The sequence below is a fragment of the Oceanobacillus sp. AG genome (genome assembly GCF_009746545.1).
Lineage (GTDB): Bacteria > Bacillota > Bacilli > Bacillales > Amphibacillaceae > Oceanobacillus > Oceanobacillus indicireducens.
Genome location: NZ_WOWT01000046.1, coordinates 1 through 17,471 on the forward strand (window position 1 = coordinate 1; position 17,471 = coordinate 17,471).

17 protein-coding genes are annotated in these 17,471 nt (G+C 39.2%); 15 read left to right on the plus strand and 2 right to left on the minus strand.

The genetic code is table 11. From position 1 onward, the window contains the following. The first annotated feature begins 217 nt into the window (after positions 1-217). The 15 genes from GN217_RS17630 to GN217_RS17700 all read left to right on the plus strand — a co-directional run bounded on the left by GN217_RS17630 (position 218) and on the right by GN217_RS17700 (position 15,598). Positions 218-892 carry a GntR family transcriptional regulator gene (locus GN217_RS17630; RefSeq protein WP_188856163.1) on the plus strand — a complete coding sequence of 225 codons (675 nt, stop codon included), beginning with the start codon at positions 218-220 and terminating at the stop codon, positions 890-892. Between the two features lie 16 nt (positions 893-908). After that, positions 909-1,694 (plus strand): carbon-nitrogen family hydrolase, encoded by a 786-nt coding sequence (locus tag GN217_RS17635; RefSeq protein ID WP_156857956.1) that lies wholly within the window; start codon positions 909-911, stop codon positions 1,692-1,694. Positions 1,695-1,726: 32 nt separating this feature from the next. Then, entirely contained in the window at positions 1,727-2,416 is a 690-nt protein-coding gene (locus GN217_RS17640; protein ID WP_232334495.1) for a DUF2848 domain-containing protein, read from the plus strand. Positions 2,417-2,447: 31 nt separating this feature from the next. Then, the gene (locus GN217_RS17645; protein WP_156857958.1) at positions 2,448-3,284 is read left to right on the plus strand and encodes an NHL repeat-containing protein; all 837 of its coding nucleotides are present in this window, start codon (positions 2,448-2,450) and stop codon (positions 3,282-3,284) included. Between the two features lie 50 nt (positions 3,285-3,334). After that, entirely contained in the window at positions 3,335-4,552 is a 1,218-nt protein-coding gene (locus GN217_RS17650) for an NRAMP family divalent metal transporter (protein ID WP_156857959.1), read from the plus strand. A 285-nt stretch (positions 4,553-4,837) separates the two neighbouring features. Further along, positions 4,838-5,455 (plus strand): flavodoxin family protein, encoded by a 618-nt coding sequence (locus GN217_RS17655; RefSeq protein ID WP_156857960.1) that lies wholly within the window; start codon positions 4,838-4,840, stop codon positions 5,453-5,455. 147 nt (positions 5,456-5,602) lie between these two features. Beyond that, a complete protein-coding gene (locus GN217_RS17660; protein WP_156857961.1) occupies positions 5,603-6,163 on the plus strand; it encodes a Uma2 family endonuclease in 561 nt (186 codons plus the stop codon). Positions 6,164-6,704: 541 nt separating this feature from the next. After that, on the plus strand, positions 6,705-8,216 hold the full coding sequence (locus GN217_RS17665; protein ID WP_156857962.1) for a fatty acyl-CoA synthetase: 1,512 nt from the start codon (positions 6,705-6,707) through the stop codon (positions 8,214-8,216). Between the two features lie 79 nt (positions 8,217-8,295). Continuing rightward, a complete protein-coding gene (locus tag GN217_RS17670) occupies positions 8,296-9,030 on the plus strand; it encodes a plasmid pRiA4b ORF-3 family protein (RefSeq protein WP_156857963.1) in 735 nt (244 codons plus the stop codon). A gap of 124 nt (positions 9,031-9,154) precedes the next feature. Beyond that, positions 9,155-9,829 (plus strand): FadR/GntR family transcriptional regulator, encoded by a 675-nt coding sequence (locus GN217_RS17675; protein ID WP_156857964.1) that lies wholly within the window; start codon positions 9,155-9,157, stop codon positions 9,827-9,829. Between the two features lie 177 nt (positions 9,830-10,006). Beyond that, a complete protein-coding gene (ilvD, locus tag GN217_RS17680; RefSeq protein WP_156857965.1) occupies positions 10,007-11,677 on the plus strand; it encodes a dihydroxy-acid dehydratase in 1,671 nt (556 codons plus the stop codon). A gap of 802 nt (positions 11,678-12,479) precedes the next feature. Next, positions 12,480-12,995, plus strand: coding sequence for a diaminobutyrate acetyltransferase (gene ectA, locus GN217_RS17685; RefSeq protein ID WP_370459820.1), 516 nt, complete (start codon positions 12,480-12,482; stop codon positions 12,993-12,995). Between the two features lie 37 nt (positions 12,996-13,032). Further along, complete coding sequence (gene ectB / locus GN217_RS17690; protein WP_156857971.1) at positions 13,033-14,292, plus strand: diaminobutyrate--2-oxoglutarate transaminase; 1,260 nt, start codon at positions 13,033-13,035, stop codon at positions 14,290-14,292. A gap of 32 nt (positions 14,293-14,324) precedes the next feature. Continuing rightward, complete coding sequence (locus GN217_RS17695) at positions 14,325-14,726, plus strand: ectoine synthase (protein WP_156857967.1); 402 nt, start codon at positions 14,325-14,327, stop codon at positions 14,724-14,726. A 317-nt stretch (positions 14,727-15,043) separates the two neighbouring features. After that, positions 15,044-15,598, plus strand: a complete 555-nt coding sequence (locus GN217_RS17700; RefSeq protein WP_198042717.1) for a phosphatase PAP2 family protein — start codon at positions 15,044-15,046, stop codon at positions 15,596-15,598. Positions 15,599-15,716: 118 nt separating this feature from the next. On the opposite strand, the gene GN217_RS17705 is transcribed toward GN217_RS17700, so the two are convergent. Together GN217_RS17705 and GN217_RS17710 are read right to left on the minus strand one after the other, a co-directional pair. Next, entirely contained in the window at positions 15,717-16,163 is a 447-nt protein-coding gene (locus GN217_RS17705) for an Hsp20/alpha crystallin family protein (RefSeq protein ID WP_156857969.1), read from the minus strand. 748 nt (positions 16,164-16,911) lie between these two features. Beyond that, the coding region (locus GN217_RS17710) for a DDE-type integrase/transposase/recombinase (RefSeq protein WP_156857970.1) at positions 16,912-17,471 on the minus strand (560 nt) is incomplete at its 5' end.

The window sequence follows — 17,471 nt, forward strand, 5'->3', positions numbered from 1 at the left end:
ACCCTGTTTGAATATTCCGCACTCTGAGTGAACACTATGCCCACCAATACATTCTATAAAATGGCGTTTGAGTAATTCTAAGAAAACAGGAGCATTTTGAAGATAATCAAAGTATATAGAGGGAGAGAAAAAATAAAGTATTCATATTATTATATCTTTACTTATCTTTATGTATACTGTATTATGTATACATAAAGATTCGCAGAGGGGTAACGAAATGAGTAAGCTTAATTTTGGTAAATCTATTAAAAGAGAAACAGTTTTCGAAATTGCATACAAAGAATTGAAATCTGCTATACTTTCAAACCAGCTGGATTTTGAGGAATTTTATACAGAGGAAGACTTTGCGAAAGTACTAGGTATTTCAAGAACTCCTGTCAGAGAGGCGGTTCAGGGTTTGGTTTACGACGGCTTACTGCAAACGGTGCCAAGGAAAGGAGTAAAGGTAAGAGGATTTTCAAAAACAGAAATTAATCAGATCTTTATCCTTCGAAGAGCTATCGAAAAAGAAGTATTGATGGATTTTTTGAAAGTGGTTACAGAAGAACAGGTTCAGGAATTAAAGCACATTTTGTTGGAACAAAGAGAGACAGTTAGTAAGGAGAATAAGCAACTTTTTATGAAGTTGGATCAAAAATTCCACAATCAAATTATTCGGGGAACTAACTATTTTTTAATAGAAGAATTCTTCATGAGATTACATGATCTAACTGTTTTGATTGGCCATCGGGCCATCAGGAAAAAAGGAAGAATGCACGAAGTAATTGAAGAGCATGAAGCGATTCTCATGGCTATAGAAGCTAAAAATATTGAAGATGCAAAAACAGCTTTACTTCTACATTTGGATAATACGATGAAATCCTATAATAGTATGGACAAAAGTAGTAATTAAAACAGGGGGTTAAAGAATGAAATATGCAGTTTATCAAATGAATCTTATTGTTGGTAACCCGCAAGAAAATAGGGAGAAAGTGAGTAGTTGGATTAATGAAACGATGGAAAAAGAAAAACCCGATGTTCTTGTACTTCCGGAAATGTGGAACACCGGTTTTACACTAGCAGAATTGGACAAGCTTTCCGATGAAGATAACGAGCCAACTCAGTCCTTGCTGCAGAAACTAGCAAAACAGCATCATGTAAATATTGTCGGGGGTTCAATTGCAAACAAAAAAGAAGGGAAAATATATAACACAAGTCTAGTAATAAACCGAGAAGGATCTGTTGTGCATAGATATGACAAAATACATTTAGTACCAATGCTTAATGAACATAAATATTTAACTGGTGGTACAAACCAGATAGAAACATTTGAACTGGAAGGAATCAAGATGGGGGTTATCATTTGCTATGATTTGAGGTTTCCTGAACTTGCGAGGAAGCTTGCCTTGGAGGGTGCCCAAATCTTGCATGTTGTTGCCGAATGGCCATTAGTTAGAAAAAACCATTGGAAATATCTGCAATTAGCTAGGGCGATTGAGAATCAAATGTTTATTGTATCTTCTAATATTACTGGCTCTAATGATACCGAGACCTTTGCGGGGACATCGATGATTATTGATCCTTGGGGGGATGTAATAAAAGTTGGAAGTGAGGTAAAGGAAGAGACGCTCATTGCGACGCTAGATTTAGATGCTGTCCCTAAGATCAGAGAAAGTGTTCCGGTTTTCTCTAGCAGAGTACCGAAACTATATTAATAAATAAAAATATGAATAATGGAGGAATTATTATGAAAAACAAACTGAGCTTACATGTGCAAGGAGAAAATAAATCAATTGAATTTGACGTTAATCATGTATTTAATGCTGGATATGCGGGAAGTGATCAGGAAAAAGTCCAAGAACATATTGATGAATTGGTGAAATTAGGTGTGGAGGCTCCTACCACAACTCCGATTCTTTTCCCTGTTTCTGATTATATTGTTTCAACGACATCAGAAGTACAAGTCCAGCATAAAGAAACAAGTGGAGAAATTGAATACGTACTTATTTGGCATGATGACGAGTTATTTGTCACTGTTGGTAGCGATCATACTGATCGGAAATTAGAAACATTCAGTGTACCAATGTCTAAACAGGCATATCCGAATGTGATTGCTGGAGATGTATGGAAATATGAGGATGTAAAAGACCATTGGGATCAATTAGAACTGATCTGTTGGGTAACTTCTGAGGGAGAAAAAAAGGTTTATCAACAAGGAACCTGTGCAGATTTGTTAAATCCAGAGCAATGGGAGGAGCATTTTTCCAAGCTCAATGTAAAAGATGATGGAAATATGTTCTTCTCAGCTACAATAAATACGGAGGAAAATACGCTAGATTTTGCTGACAAATATGAGTTTGAATTACGTGATCCTGTTTTAAATCGTTCTATTAAACATCATTATTATGTAAATGTACTAACAGAGCCAATCGTATAATTCTTATGAAAGAATTTGAGGTGATTCTTTTATGCATGTATTCCGACTTGGTCCGAAACGGTATCAAGTAAATAAAGGGTGGGGGAAGCTTCCGACTTCCCTTTCTTACACGAATATTTCGGCAGTAACAATTGACCATGAGGGAAAAATCTTTGTATTGCAGAGAAGCCAACCTTTTATGTTGATCTTTAATCGTACTGGTGAACTGATTGATTCTTGGACAGATATGGATATCGTTGATGGGCACTATTTGTATACAACTCCTGATAATAAAGTATTTGTAGTAGACCGTGATTCTCATCGAATCGTATTTTTTAACCATACTGGTGAAAAGCTAGATAGTATTGGGGACAAACGATTTCCTGGAGCGTGGAGAAGACCTTTTAACCATCCAACGGACATTGCGATGACATCAAATGGACACTATTATGTGACGGATGGTTATGGGAATTGTTGCGTGCATCACTTCGATTCTAATTGGCAATTAGTGAATACATGGGGAGAAAAAGGGGCAGAAGCAGGAGCATTTTCAACCCCTCATGCAATTGTAGCGGATAGCCAAGATCATTTATATATTACAGACCGTGAGAATAATCGAATTCAAATCTTTAACCAGCAGGGAGCCTTTCTTCAAGAGATGAGGAATCTGTATCACCCGATGGATATATGGTTTGATAAAGAAGGCTATATTTATGTAACGGATCAAACTCCAAGTCTTAACTTATTTGATTCGAAACAGAATTTGATAGGAAGGTGCCGAACCTTTGGGATATACGGTCATGGAATAGCAGTTGATGAAAACGGATCCATTTATATTGCAGAAATGTTTCCGGACAGTATTACAAAGTTAGAGATAATAAGTTCATAAGAGTTTTATTTAATACTTTTTATCACAGTGGAAGTGGAGGGAGAAAGAAAATGAGTAATTTACAACCCGGGAATCAAATTGTAGGGCGTAGGAGAATCATACTGGGCGCTGTCTTCCTAATGGCAACATCATCAATTGGACCAGCGTTTTTAACACAAACTACGGTATTTACCGAACAGTTTCTTGCGAGCTTTGGTTTTGCCATTTTAGCTTCTATCATCATTGATATAGGGGCGCAATTAAATATATGGCGTGTCCTTGTTGTAACGGGAAAACGCGGACAAGATGTAACAAATATGGTCTTTCCGGGACTGGGATCTCTCATTGCGGTATTGATCGTGATTGGAGGACTGGCTTTTAATATTGGAAACGTAGCCGGTGGGGGACTTGGAATGAACGTCATGTTCGGCGTTTCAGCTGAAACAGGTGCAGTCATAACTGCAATTTTGGCAATTATCATATTTTTATTGAAAGATGCAGGGAAAGTTATGGATATTGTCGTGGTTATTCTTGGAGTAGTCATGATTTCGATGGTTGGGTATGTCATGTTTACAACCAGCCCACCGGTAGGAGAAGCCGTAGTAAAGAGTTTCATTCCGGATGAATTTAGGTCCCTAATCCTTCCAATTGTTACATTAGTAGGTGGAACCGTCGGGGGTTATATTACATTTGCAGGGGGACACCGTTTAATTGATGCTGGCGTAACTGGAAAAGAACATGTGTCTCTCGTATCAAAAGCAGCTAGCTATGGAATACTCACGACAGGTGTCATGCGAGTCTTTCTTTTTCTCGCGGTATTAGGTGTTGTAACAGCTGGGTATAAACTTGATGCCAGTAACCCTGCAGCCTCTGTATTTCAAATTGCTCTAGGGGACGTCGGATATAAAATATTCGGTATCGTAATTTGGGCAGCAGCATTGACCTCTGTAATTGGTTCTGCCTATACAAGTGTTTCTTTCTTGCGTTCTTTCCATAAAAAGTTTGCAGAATATAGTAAATATATTATTATTGGATTCATTGCCTTTTCAACTTTAGTATTTGTATTTGTTGGAAGACCAGTCGTCATTTTAGTTATTGTAGGGTCTTTAAATGGCTTGATCTTACCACTTACATTGGGCGCTGTACTGATTGCATCGCGGAAGAAAAGTATTGTTGGTGATTACCATCATCCAACATGGCTACTTGCTTTTGGTATTCTTGCCGTCATTATTACGTTAATTGCGGGTTGGTTCTCTTTAGAAGGTATCGCAGCACTTTGGAATGATTAACTTTAGAGTCCAATAGTAAATGAAGCCTGCTATAGAGAGTAGGACTGCCAAACTACTTTTTAGTAGAAGTAAGAATAGATTTTAAGATTCTAAGTTGATTCAACGAGTTAATCGGGAAATATCCCTGATTGACTCGTTTTTTATATCTGTCAACTCTTGAGTTGTATCAATAATTGTTAGGTAACGTACCTAGCGCAGCGAAAATGATCTAGTTATCTGAACAACGATTATACATTAATGAAATCGGGAAGAAACAATATATATTAAAGAAAGGAAGTGTCTTTTATGAAAGCATTAATCTTAAACTGTTCCTTAAAACCCTCTAATGAAGTGTCCAATACTGATGCTTTGTTAGAAGAGTTCATCAATGTCTTTAGAGAAAAACAAATAGAAACAGAAACGATTCGAGTAGTAGATTATCATATAGCATTTGGCGTTGAGGCTGATATGGGCGACGGGGACGAGTGGCCAGTAATTGCAGAGAAAATAGAAAATGTTGATATTCTACTCTTTGGAACACCTTTGTGGATTGGTGAAAAGAGTAGTGTTGCCAAAATGGTTCTGGAACGAATTAGTGGATCTGGTTCAGAGACGAATAATAAAGGACAACCCGTCTATTATAATAAAGTTGCCGGGGCTGTAGTGACTGGTAATGAAGATGGTGCCAAACATGCGGCGAGAGATATTCTCTTCAGCTTAGGACATTTTGGATTCTCCTTGCCACCTAATCCACTGTCCTACTGGGTGGGGGATGCCGGTCCAGGCCCATCTTACATTGAGGCAAAAGGTAAAAATAATGAATTCACACAAAAAAATGCACAGATTGCAAGTCATAATCTTGTTCACTTAGCGAAGATATTGAAGGATAACCCGATCCCTGCGGAGGGAAATGTGAGTGAGTAAGTGAAATTATGGAGATTGACCCTCAAAGGTAAGAATGAATATCTTTGGGGGTTTTTTGTAATGAAGGAGGGCAGAAGATTACCTTAATTTGTGTAGAATAAAATGAAAATAAAGTGTAGTATACTATACAAGGGGAGGTAGAAAACGATGCCTTTAAGAAAAGAAGATAATATGTTAACTTATGATCAATATTTAAGTATGGGTGAAAATGTAAAATACGAAATAATTGATGGCGAACTTTATAATATGTCCCCCTCTCCAAGTGTGAAGCACCAAACAATTGCAAAGGAACTCGTAACAGAATTTAACATTTATCTACGAGGGAAGAAGTGCGAAGTGATACCTGAAATTGATGTTTCATTAGAAGGTCTAGAGGACGTTACGAAAATAAGAGAGTGGGTTCGCCCAGATATCTCTGTTATTTGCGATAAAAGTAAGAAGAAAGAAAATCATATTGCGGGAGCTCCGGATTTAGTTATTGAGATATTATCTAAGTCAACTGCTCAAAAAGATAAGGTGACAAAATTTAATCTCTATAAAAATAGCGGTGTTAAAGAGTATTGGATAGTGGATCCAGCTTATGATTTAATTGAAGTTTATTTATTGGAGAACAAGGAATTTGTCAAAAAGGGAACATTTTCAAAGCAAGATAAAGTAAAGGTTAATATATTCGATGATTTGTTCATCGATTTAGATTTGATTTTTTAAATGTAGAATGGAAAGGATATCTCATGCCTAATGTGTTAAGGGGAGGGATGCTATTCTTGACGCTGAGCACCTGAGTGACATATATACTTACTTTATTTCCCATGTAGTATGTAGATTCTATCTCTTCTTTTGGTCCATACCACTCCATCGTAACATAGGTGAATATTTACTTGTAATATTCACAATAATCACATAATTGGTGTTCGAGAGTTGAATTACTAATATAATAAATAATAGCGAAATTCGTCAACCCAGCAACGATTGGAAAAAATCTGCGAACGATCCGATAATGGCAAAAAAGTTTCTATTTTTAATGCTAAAAGAGGAAACTAACTAATATGTTTAGGTTAACAGACAGAATCCCTATGGTGAACTAGAGGATATTGGAGTGGCAGTTTGTTTCTTTGCATCCGAAGAAGTTAAGTATATTAAGGGGCAATCTCTCGTAGTTGATAGAGGAAAAGTCTTACCTGTAGTTCCGGGTGAGGTTTTATTATTAAGCTATTAAAGCTACCACCAAATTAGAGAGGATGAATGAACCGTGAGAACAAGCACTATAGCCGAAACGATCCGACGTACAGCCGCGCGTGTCCCAAATAGCACTGCTATTATTTTTGATGACAGGGAATGGAGTTACTTAGAACTGGATAAAGCAGTTACACGTGTTGCGCAGGGCTTGCGTGGACAAGGTGTTACAAAAGGAGACCGTGTCGCCGCTTATGGAAGAAATTCCGATATGTATGTACTTTTATTCTTGGCAACTGCCCGTTTAGGCGCCATTCATGTCCCAGTGAATTTTCAATTACATGGAGATGAGCTTGACTATATTCTTAGCGATTCGGACCCGGTTCTTATCTTTGCTGACTGTGAATTAGCAGAGACAATCACTAAAACGAAGTCAAATCGTGAGCGGAGTGTTTTGCTTTTTGAAGAGGAAATCCTTACATGGGCTCTGAGTGACGATGATAAAACCTTGCAGGATGATGAATTTGCTGTGGAAGATACAGATATTGCGCAGCTTCTCTACACGTCGGGGACAACGTCTGATCCAAAGGGTGCGATTATGACACATCGTGCCTTGATTTACCATTATATGAGTTGTATTCAAGGATTGGACATTGAGGAGTCGGACAGGGCGCTTCATAGTTTGCCGCTCTATCATTCGGCACAGATGCATGTGTTCTTGCTGCCTGCTCTAATGGTCGGAGGCTGGAATAAGATTCTACCTGCACCAGTTCCTGAAGAGGTGCTAGCAACGATGGAACAAGAAGCGATTACTTCCTTCTTTGCCGCACCAACCGTTTGGGTTTCCTTAGCGAATCATCCGGATCTCGCGGTTCGTGAGCTTGATACGCTGCGGAAAGCGTATTACGGTGCTTCGATTATGCCTGGACCAATTCTTGAAAGGTTACAAAGTCATTTGCCGAAACTCGGTTTTTACAATGTGTTCGGCCAATCTGAAATGGGGCCAGCTTGTACGGTCCTGCGTCCAGAAGAGCATGCAGACCATCCAGGTTCAGCAGGCAGACCTCTATTGTTCGTTGAGGCACAAGTCGTGGGCTCAGAGGGTAATCGTGTCGCAATCGGTGAACTTGGTGAAATTGCTTACCGCTCTCCTCAACTTTGCCTTGGTTATTGGAACAAGCCCGCAGCTACAGAAGATGCTTTTGTCGATGGATGGTTCCGCTCTGGTGACCTCGTTAAGCAGGATGAGAATGGCTTTATCGAAGTGGTTGATCGTGTGAGGGATGTTATTAACACCGGTGGGGTGCTTGTTGCTTCAAGGGAGATTGAGGATTGTATTTATCAGCTGCCTGAGATTGCTGAAGTTGCTGTTGTCGGTGTGCCGGATGAAAAGTGGATTGAAGCAGTGTCTGCCTTTGTCGTTGTAAAAGCTCCGATTACAAAAGAAAAAATCCTCGAGCATGTAAGGGCTCATTTAGCGAACTTCAAAGTTCCGAAACAAGTGGAAATAGTAGAGGAATTGCCGCGGAATGCTAGTGGTAAGATACTGAAGCGGCAATTGCGTGTTGTTGCAGATTCTCGGAACTAATTAAATTCTATTAATAGGCGAGGGAGAGGTGATGATACAATCACTAATAATAGAATCAAGCAAGGAGCGTATCAACAAAATGAAAGCATATATTATAACGATAGAACTAAAAGAATCCAATCCATTAATTTGGAGAAGCGTCATTATGCCAGCGGACGCAACTTATAAAAGATTGCATGATTCGATCCAAACTGTGACCAATTTTCAGGGAGGCTATCCTTCAGATGGCTATCACCTCTATGAATTTAACTTGATAGAAGAAAATATAAAAGTAACGAATAATGAAGAAGCATATCTGGAGTATCAGAATTATAAAAAGAACAAGGCTGTTTTCAAAAAACGATTAGAGACAATGCCAGATAATATGCGGGTATTCGAGCAAAAATATCAAGGGAGGGAGCAGGCAGAAGTTCGGAAACCTAGTGGTTTAAAAATTGATGGATACTTGGAAAAATACAAAGAAATTAACTATGTCTATGATTACGGCGATAATTGGAATTTCACGATTAAACTTGAAAAAATAGTCGATGATTACTATTTTGGTTATCCTACCCTTCTGGATGGAGCGGGAACTGCGCCACCTGAAGATGTGGGCGGGATGGACAATTTTTATGAATTTCTTGAAATTTACAGGGATCCAAATCATCCTGATTATGAAGATACCAAAGCCTGGGCGGACTCTTTCAATTTTAGAGAATATGACTTTGAATGGATTAATCACATGCTTAAGATGCTCAATTACAAGAAGACAGAGTGGGATAAGATTAACCATGTTGGGTATGTGGTGGTTAATGATAAGTATAGAAAGAAATAAGAAATCGATTCCGCATGTTTCTTACTTATCATAAAACTTTTATTGCTTCCTGTCACTTATCGAAATCTGCTTTTATAACCTATATGCTATACTAGTAAGAAAACAAAACAGGGTGATAAAGTATATGGTTCAAAAAAGATTATCTGACCATATTGCAGACGATATTATTGCGATGATTTCTATAGAAAAACGTTTTAAACCAGGAGATAAACTACCAAACGAAATCGAGCTATCCGAAGAACTTGATATCAGCCGGACAACGTTACGGGAAGCAATCCGCATTCTTGTGACAAACAGCATTTTAGAAATCCGCCGTGGAAAAGGTACATATGTCAAAGATGACGTTGACATCAACAATATCGAATCCTTAAGCTTCCTTGCCGATGCTAAAATCGACACGAAAGATTTATATGAAATCCGTCTCATCTTTGAACCAGAGGTTGCCTACCTTGCAACGATTCGAGCGAGTGAAGCCGAGTTAAAACGAATTATTGATTATGGTTTATTAATAGAAGAAAAAGTAAAAAACAACGAAGATCGCACAGAAGTGGAGCATAAATTCCATAAATGCATTGTGAAAGCGACACACAATGCATTTATGGAAAGACTAATGCCTGTCATTCAACGAGCGATTGCAAAAGGCGTTATTTTAACGAATGAAAAAGAAATGGCGATTAAAGATACAATCAGTGATCATCGTATGATTATGGACTTTATGCGAAACCGCAACCCAGAAGGGGCAAGAAGTGCAATGAAGATTCATATTTTACATGCGATGAAAGCACTGGGATTGGATTGAACCTCTTATGATTGAAGTCATAGGGGTTCTTATTTTTTATTACCCATTAACGGTCTGTAATCCTTCACTTTATAAACGCTTTAAAGTTCATAACGAAGTCATACAACGTTGTTGACAGCAGACAACTCAACATTTAAAATAACAATAATATTTAAATTTTTTTAAAGGGTGAATAAAATGAGAAGTGATAAAATCAAAATCGGACTTGATCGTGGTCCACACCGCAGTCTCTTATATGCGACTGGAAAAGTAAAACCCGGGGATTTACAAAAGCCATTTATCGGGGTATGTAACTCGTATATTGATATTATTCCAGGACATGTGCACTTGCGTGAATTTGCTGACGTCGTAAAAGATGCGATTTATGAAGCCGGTGGTATTCCATTTGAATTTAATACAATCGGTGTCGATGATGGGATTGCTATGGGACATATTGGAATGCGTTATTCTCTCCCAAGTCGGGAACTAATTGCTGACAGTGCAGAAACGGTCATTAATGCTCACTGGTTTGACGGTGTCTTCTACATTCCAAACTGTGATAAAATCACACCCGGAATGCTAATGGCAGCGGCTCGTACCAACGTTCCTTCTGTTTTTGTTTCCGGCGGACCGATGGAAGCGGGGATTAGTCAAGATGGGAAGAATTTATCATTAACATCCGTTTTTGAGGGTGTTGGTTCGGTGAAAGCTGGTAAAATGTCAGAAGAAGAATTCGAATTCATCGAACAAAATGCTTGTCCGACATGCGGCTCTTGTTCAGGAATGTTTACAGCCAATTCGATGAACTGTTTAATGGAAATGTTAGGGCTTGCACTTCCTGGGAACGGATCGATTGTCGCCACAAGTGAAAAGCGGAAAGAATTAATCTATGAAGCTGCTAAACATCTCGTGCGCATGGTGAAAGAAGACGTTAAACCTCGTGACCTGATTACAAAAGAAGCGATTGATGATGCATTTGCATTGGATATGGCAATGGGTGGTTCCACCAATACAGTTTTACATACATTAGCAATTGCGAATGAAGCCGGTATTGAGTATTCGTTGGAAGAGATTAATAAAGTCGCAGAACGCGTGCCATATCTTGCAAAAATCATGCCTGCATCCGACATCTCGATGGATGATATAAACAAAGCAGGTGGCGTCAGTGCGATTATTAATGAACTAACGAAGACTCCAGGCGCCATGCACCCTGAACGCTTGACGATTACAGGCCAAACGATGGGGGAGCTTGTTAGCAATTATGAAATCACTAATGATCAAGTTATTCGTACGAAAGACAATCCATACAGCCCAGTTGGTGGACTGTCGATCCTATTCGGTAACCTAGCGCCAGAGGGTGCCGTCATTAAAGTTGGTGCGGTAGACCCGAGCATTAAAGTGTTTGTTGGTGAAGCCATTGTTTTTAACTCACAAGATGAAGCGCAAGAAGCGATTGATAACGGTACAGTAAAAGAAGGGCATGTTGTCGTTATTCGTTATGAAGGACCCAAAGGCGGGCCGGGTATGCCGGAGATGCTCGCTCCAACTTCTGCTATAATGGGACGCGGACTTGGTAAATCTGTTGCACTTCTCACAGACGGCCGATTTTCCGGTGCATCGCGCGGAATTTCAGTCGGACATATTTCACCTGAAGCTGCAGAAGGTGGCCCAATTGCATTAATTGAAAACGGAGATATGATTACGATTGACCTACCAAATCGTACAATCAACGTTGACCTAACAGATGAAGTTTTAGCAGAAAGAAAGAAAAACCTGCCACCATTCGAACCGAAGATTAAACAAGGATGGTTAGGAAGGTATTCGAAGTTGGTAACTAATGCATCTAAAGGTGGCGTAATGAGTATATAGTTTGATGCAATAAATTACCTTAATGGATTAATCGTAAAGCATCAAAGCCTAAGGAAATAGACGTTTGGTCTCTTGGAAACCAAATGTTTATTTCCTCTTTTTTAACCAAATTTTTTAAACAACTAAAGGAATTCACACACTCCCCCGATAAAAAAACTTACTCCATCCCGGAAGACAATTGTTCCGACCCCAATGTGATAAAGCTCTTATTTAAACGAGGTGAAGTAGTTAATACACTTCCTAAATGCCGTCATCAATCGGAAAATGCCGAACTTTATCGAATTTGAATGGTTATTTATAAACGAGGGTGTGCAAATACTTAAATACCAAATGAATTATAACGTAAAGAGGTACCTATGATAGATTGGGGGAGCTCTTCCTTTTGGACCAAGAGCAGTCAAGTGAAATTTTTAAGGCTGTACTACAGTATGGACTGCAGGAGCACCATTATGATATACAATCGTCCCGCACCAATTAACGATAAGAAAACATTACAAAAAATATCAAACAAAATTAAATGCCCCGATAAAAGGCTCTAGATCAAGCACCAATCTTGTTTTTTTAATGAAGACGAAAAACAGAATCCGCAGTTATGCAGACAATCAGCAACTATTTACCAGTTATTTATAGACATCTATAGGCCACAGTAAGCTAATCCAGCTTAACCATGTTTAATCCCACTATATCCTGTTTTATCCGTTTTGACGTAACTTTTTATTAACGTTAAGCTTTAAAAGAATGAAAATTAAAAATTAACTTAGGTGGTGGGAGCATTAAAACGTTAGAAACGGCTGAGAAGCCAATTGTTAAAAAGGAACTTCATTTTAGGAAACCGAACAAGGAAGATGGGGCAGCTGTTTGGGAACTGATTAAGCAGACTAGCAACCTCGATTTGAATTCTTCTTACAGCTATATTATGTGGTGTGAGATATTTTCCGAGACATCCATTGTAGCGATTGAAGAGAGAGGTTATGTTCGAAAGCCTGTTGCATTTGTATCTGGATTTATTCATCCGGATAATCCCGACACATTATTTATTTGGCAGGTCGCTGTTCACGCATCACAGCGGGGGCAAGGGTTGGCAACCCGAATGCTGAATCAGCTTTTAGAGCGTAAGTCTTGCGAAGAAATTCAGTATATTGAAACTACTGTAACAACGTCGAATACAGCTTCGAATAATTTATTCATTGGTCTTGCGAGGAAACATCAAGCCAATTATAAGATCAGTAAATACTTTGAATCGGAAATCTTTCCAGAGGCTGAAGATGAAACTCATGAAGAAGAATGGCTTTACAGAATAGGGCCTGTGAATAAATAAAAAATGATAAGGGATGAGTACTTTGACAACTGCAGTAATGGATAACGAGAAAATGAAAACTTTTGAAGAATTGGAATCAGCAGTAAGGAGTTACAGCCGCGGATGGCCGACGGTTTTTGAAAAAGCGAAGGGCTATCGATTATGGGATACAGATGGAAATGAGTATATTGATTTCTTTGCCGGGGCGGGTGCATTGAATTATGGGCACAACAACGATACGATGCAAGATAAATTAATCGAGTACATACAGGATGATGGGATTCTGCATAGCCTCGATATGGGAACGACTCCGCGAAAGAAGTTTCTTGAAATGTTTCAGGAAACCATCCTTAAACCTCGAAACCTCGACTATAAAATTATGTTTCCAGGTCCAACCGGGACAAACACGGTAGAAAGCGCACTTAAAATTGCGAGAAAAGTAACAGGACGTGAAACGGTCATCAGTTTTACAAATGCTTTTCATGGCATGACGATCGGGTCTCTCTCCGTAACAGGTAATTCAACGAAGCGAAAGGGTGCGGGAATTCCGTTAAACCACACAGTGTCAATGCCATTTGATCAATTCGTTGATGATCAAGACACGATTGCCTATTTAGAAAGTTATTTAGAAGGAAGCAGTACTGGTGTTGATTTGCCGGCTGCAATTATTCTAGAGACGGTGCAAGGGGAAGGCGGCATTAATGCTGCTCGGATGGAGTGGCTGAAAAGAATCGAGGAAATCTGTAAACGTTTTGATATTCTATTGATTATTGATGACGTGCAAGCGGGTTGCGGAAGAACTGGAACATTCTTTAGCTTCGAACCAGCTGGAATTAACCCTGATATTGTCTGCTTGTCTAAGTCAATTGGCGGAATCGGCCTACCGATGGCAATCACATTGATTAAGCCGGAATATGACCAATGGACACCAGGTGAGCATAATGGAACATTCCGTGGAAACAACCTGGCATTCCTCGCTGCAACAGAAGCGTTAACTTACTGGGAAACAGATGATTTTTCCGAAAATATTATGGAGCGTGCAGACTTCTTGAAAGATACTGCCGAATCCATTGTTGAAAAATATCCAGAATTAAAGGCTGGAGCGCGGGGGAGAGGACTGATGCAAGGGATCGCAGTGCATGTCGATGGACTTGCGGAAGAAATTTGTGCTGAAGCATTCAAGCGCGGTTTAATCATCGAAACATCTGGACCGAAAGATGAAGTCGTGAAATTCCTTCCTCCATTAATAATAGATGAAGAAGGGTTAAGCAAAGGATTAGAAATTCTAGAAGCTAGTATCAAGCATGTACTTGCTTAATTTTAAAATAGACGCAAAAGGAGAAGTAAAACATGATTGTAAGATCACTTGAAGATATTGTAGGGACGAAAGATGATGTAGCAGATGGGAATTGGAGAAGCCGCAGATTTGTTTCCGCATATGATAGATTAGGATTCAGTGTAAATGATACGGTAATTAAGGGCGGTACGAAAAACTATTTCTGGTATAAAAATCATATCGAAGCTGTCTATGTCATAGAAGGGGAAGGGGAGATCGAGCAGATCGAAACCGGTAAAGTTTGGCAGCTGAAGCCAGGAACGATTTACGTACTGAATGAAAATGACAAACATGAAGTACGTACGAAAACAGACATGCGCATGGTTTGCGTATTTAATCCACCGCTTGTCGGGACAGAAACGCATGATGAGGATGGGATTTATCCGGCGTTGACATTGGAGGATATTCAAAAATAAACGTCAAAAAAGGAAGGGGAATTTTTTCGAATCTCCCTTCCTTTTTTGACGTTCATTTTAAAATGCAACGGTAGATACTCACCAACGAAAGTAATATAAGAATTCATCGAAAAAATTTCCCGCTTCACGAACCAGCGTGTCTTAAAATTCCGAACATCATTTCTTTATTGAGGGCATATAGTGTTACAAATAAAGAATTTCACGGGGAATGGAAAGTTATGAAAATAGAATCGAACAAGCTTATCTTAATAAGTTTTATTTGTCTGTGTTTATTTTCTTGTTTAGTCTGGCTTTTAAAGAAAGAGGAAAATATCCTGTTGCTATTCGACGATTTTTTAGGACATTTCATTACCGGATTTTATAACCAATCGTTAGAAACGATAGCATTGGGGTTCACCCATCTGGCAAGTTATAAGTTTTGTTTGCTCATTGCAACCCTTTTAGCCCTCATCCTTCTATTAAAGCGGAATTACTTAAAAGCTCTGGTCCTATTAGCTGGTGTAATAGGATCAAGAGTGATCCGGAATTTTTGGAAAATGCTCATTCATCGACCTCGTCTAAACGATGGTCATCCTTTGATTGAAGGATCATCATCATCTTTTCCAAGCGGACATATGTTATATTCGATAACGCTGTACGGGCTTCTTGTATTTATCATTTATCTTTATTTGGTAAAATATGAAAAATCCTCGATTGCTCGCTGGGTTCTTGTATTGTATGTTGCTTTTATTTTCTGCATTGGATGGAGTCGAGTGTATTTGGGTATTCATTATGTCAGTGATGTCGTTGGTGGTTCTCTTCTTGGGGTTTCCTGGCTTTTATTACTCATTGTGTTTTTAAAGTGGGCAGGGAAGGAATTCCCCGCTGAATGAAGTTTCACTTTATCCTGCACTAACATTGGAAGAGGTAAGAAGTAGTGAGTAAAGCGACAGAAATCAAAGATTTTGATTCCTGTCGCTTGAGTACTCTCTCTGAATGTCTGAAAGAGGGTTAATTAATTTCAATTTGTTTCGCTGAACCGCTATCATCCGGATTAGCTTTTGGCAGCTTAACTTTCAGGACACCATCTTCCAAACTAGCTTCCACTTTATCCTGATCGATATTTTCTACGTAGAAGGAGCGCACAAACTCTCCAAAATGGCGTTCTTGGCGGATCACTCGGTCGTTTTCATCCCGTTCTTCCATCTGATCATCACGCTTTGCCCGGATGGTAAGCTGATTGTTTTCTAAATTGATTTGAATGTCACTTTTGGAGAATCCTGGAAGATCAGCTTGCACGACGTAAGCATCCTTGCTTTCCGTGATGTCTGTTCTGAGTGACTGAAAATCATTCTTGCCAGACGGAAGGAAGTCTCGATTGAACATATCCTCGAATGCTTTCGAAAATTGCTCCATCATATTCTGACTTCTGTTGCTGTACGGTCTTAGATCAAACATATTCCATTCCTCCTTAAATCATTTATTCCAATATATGTATACCCTCTTGTCCAATGTTTAAACATCCGAGAAAATAAAATGTGCCTTGCCGGCTCTCTCAATCTCTATTTATTGATGCTGAATCAATAAATAGAGTGGGGAGTTAATAGTAGAGTGCCCGCAAGACACAGGCCTTAGTATAACAGATTAAGTAAAAAAATGGAAATTGGGCTGTGGAGTAATTTTTTAATGTAAACGTTGACACTAAACATGAAGTATGGTAAATTATAATTGTAATTAAATAAGTTAACTTAATTTTAAGGGATGTAACCTTAATTGGGCATAACCTGAATTGATATGGAAGCGCTGTACGTGCGTTTTCATACAGTTCGGGTTTTTTTATTGCCGAAACCGTTATGTATGCATAAGGAATCAATTGTCAAAGGAAGAATGAGAGGTTTTAGTAGGTAACGTCAAAAGTTCTATGAAAACCAAGTGAAGAATCTACATGTCCTTTTAGCGACCAATAAAAGGCTGGCTAGAACGAAAGAAAATGCAGAATGGACTCTAGTTAGCACACGAGTTCCTAAAGAGAGGACGACAAATAAACCCCAAAAACTGCGGGTAAGCACATCCTTCCTTGTTTGCCGCTGCGCATTGTCTCAGATGATTTAGGGGTAGTCAAGGAAAGCACTTGACAACCCCTAAACCATCTAAGATTACGTTTCCAAGGCAAACAAAGGGGAAACTGTGGTCAGGAATGTCTCGATCAGGATGCCTGCATTTCTGTAAGGAAGTCCTGAGACATTTCGATTAATTTCGTCCACCGTTCCGGCATATTAGGCATCTTTCTAAGCTCCGGAATGATGACCGGCACGTTGTATTCCAGTGATGCATGTGGTCTAAGGAAGTTAAAATATGCTACAAACAAAGTCACATAGGAAACAGAGCCAGCTTGTGAGCCGAACCCGGTGGTTGCCCTGTAGTTCCCTTTGAAAGACCGGTTTAAACGCTCAATAATCTGTTTCATCGGGCGGTATTCTTTGGACACGGGGTCATCGTTGGTAAGCCCAATAACTTTGTGAAGGTCAAAGTGGATCCCATGCCCAGCAAAATAGTGCTGAGCCAAAATGTAAATGGGATTCCCATCGACAACGAACATTAAGTCCTCTGGTATCTCTTTGAACTTTTGAAATACCTGATCCAAAGCCTTGATGGCCGACAGCGTATCCCGGTTTGGTGAAACAGGGTAAGACAAGATGATTTTCTTTACCGCATCAAAGAAGAAAAACAAGTAATGCCAGCGACCTTTTACCCGGATGTAGGTCT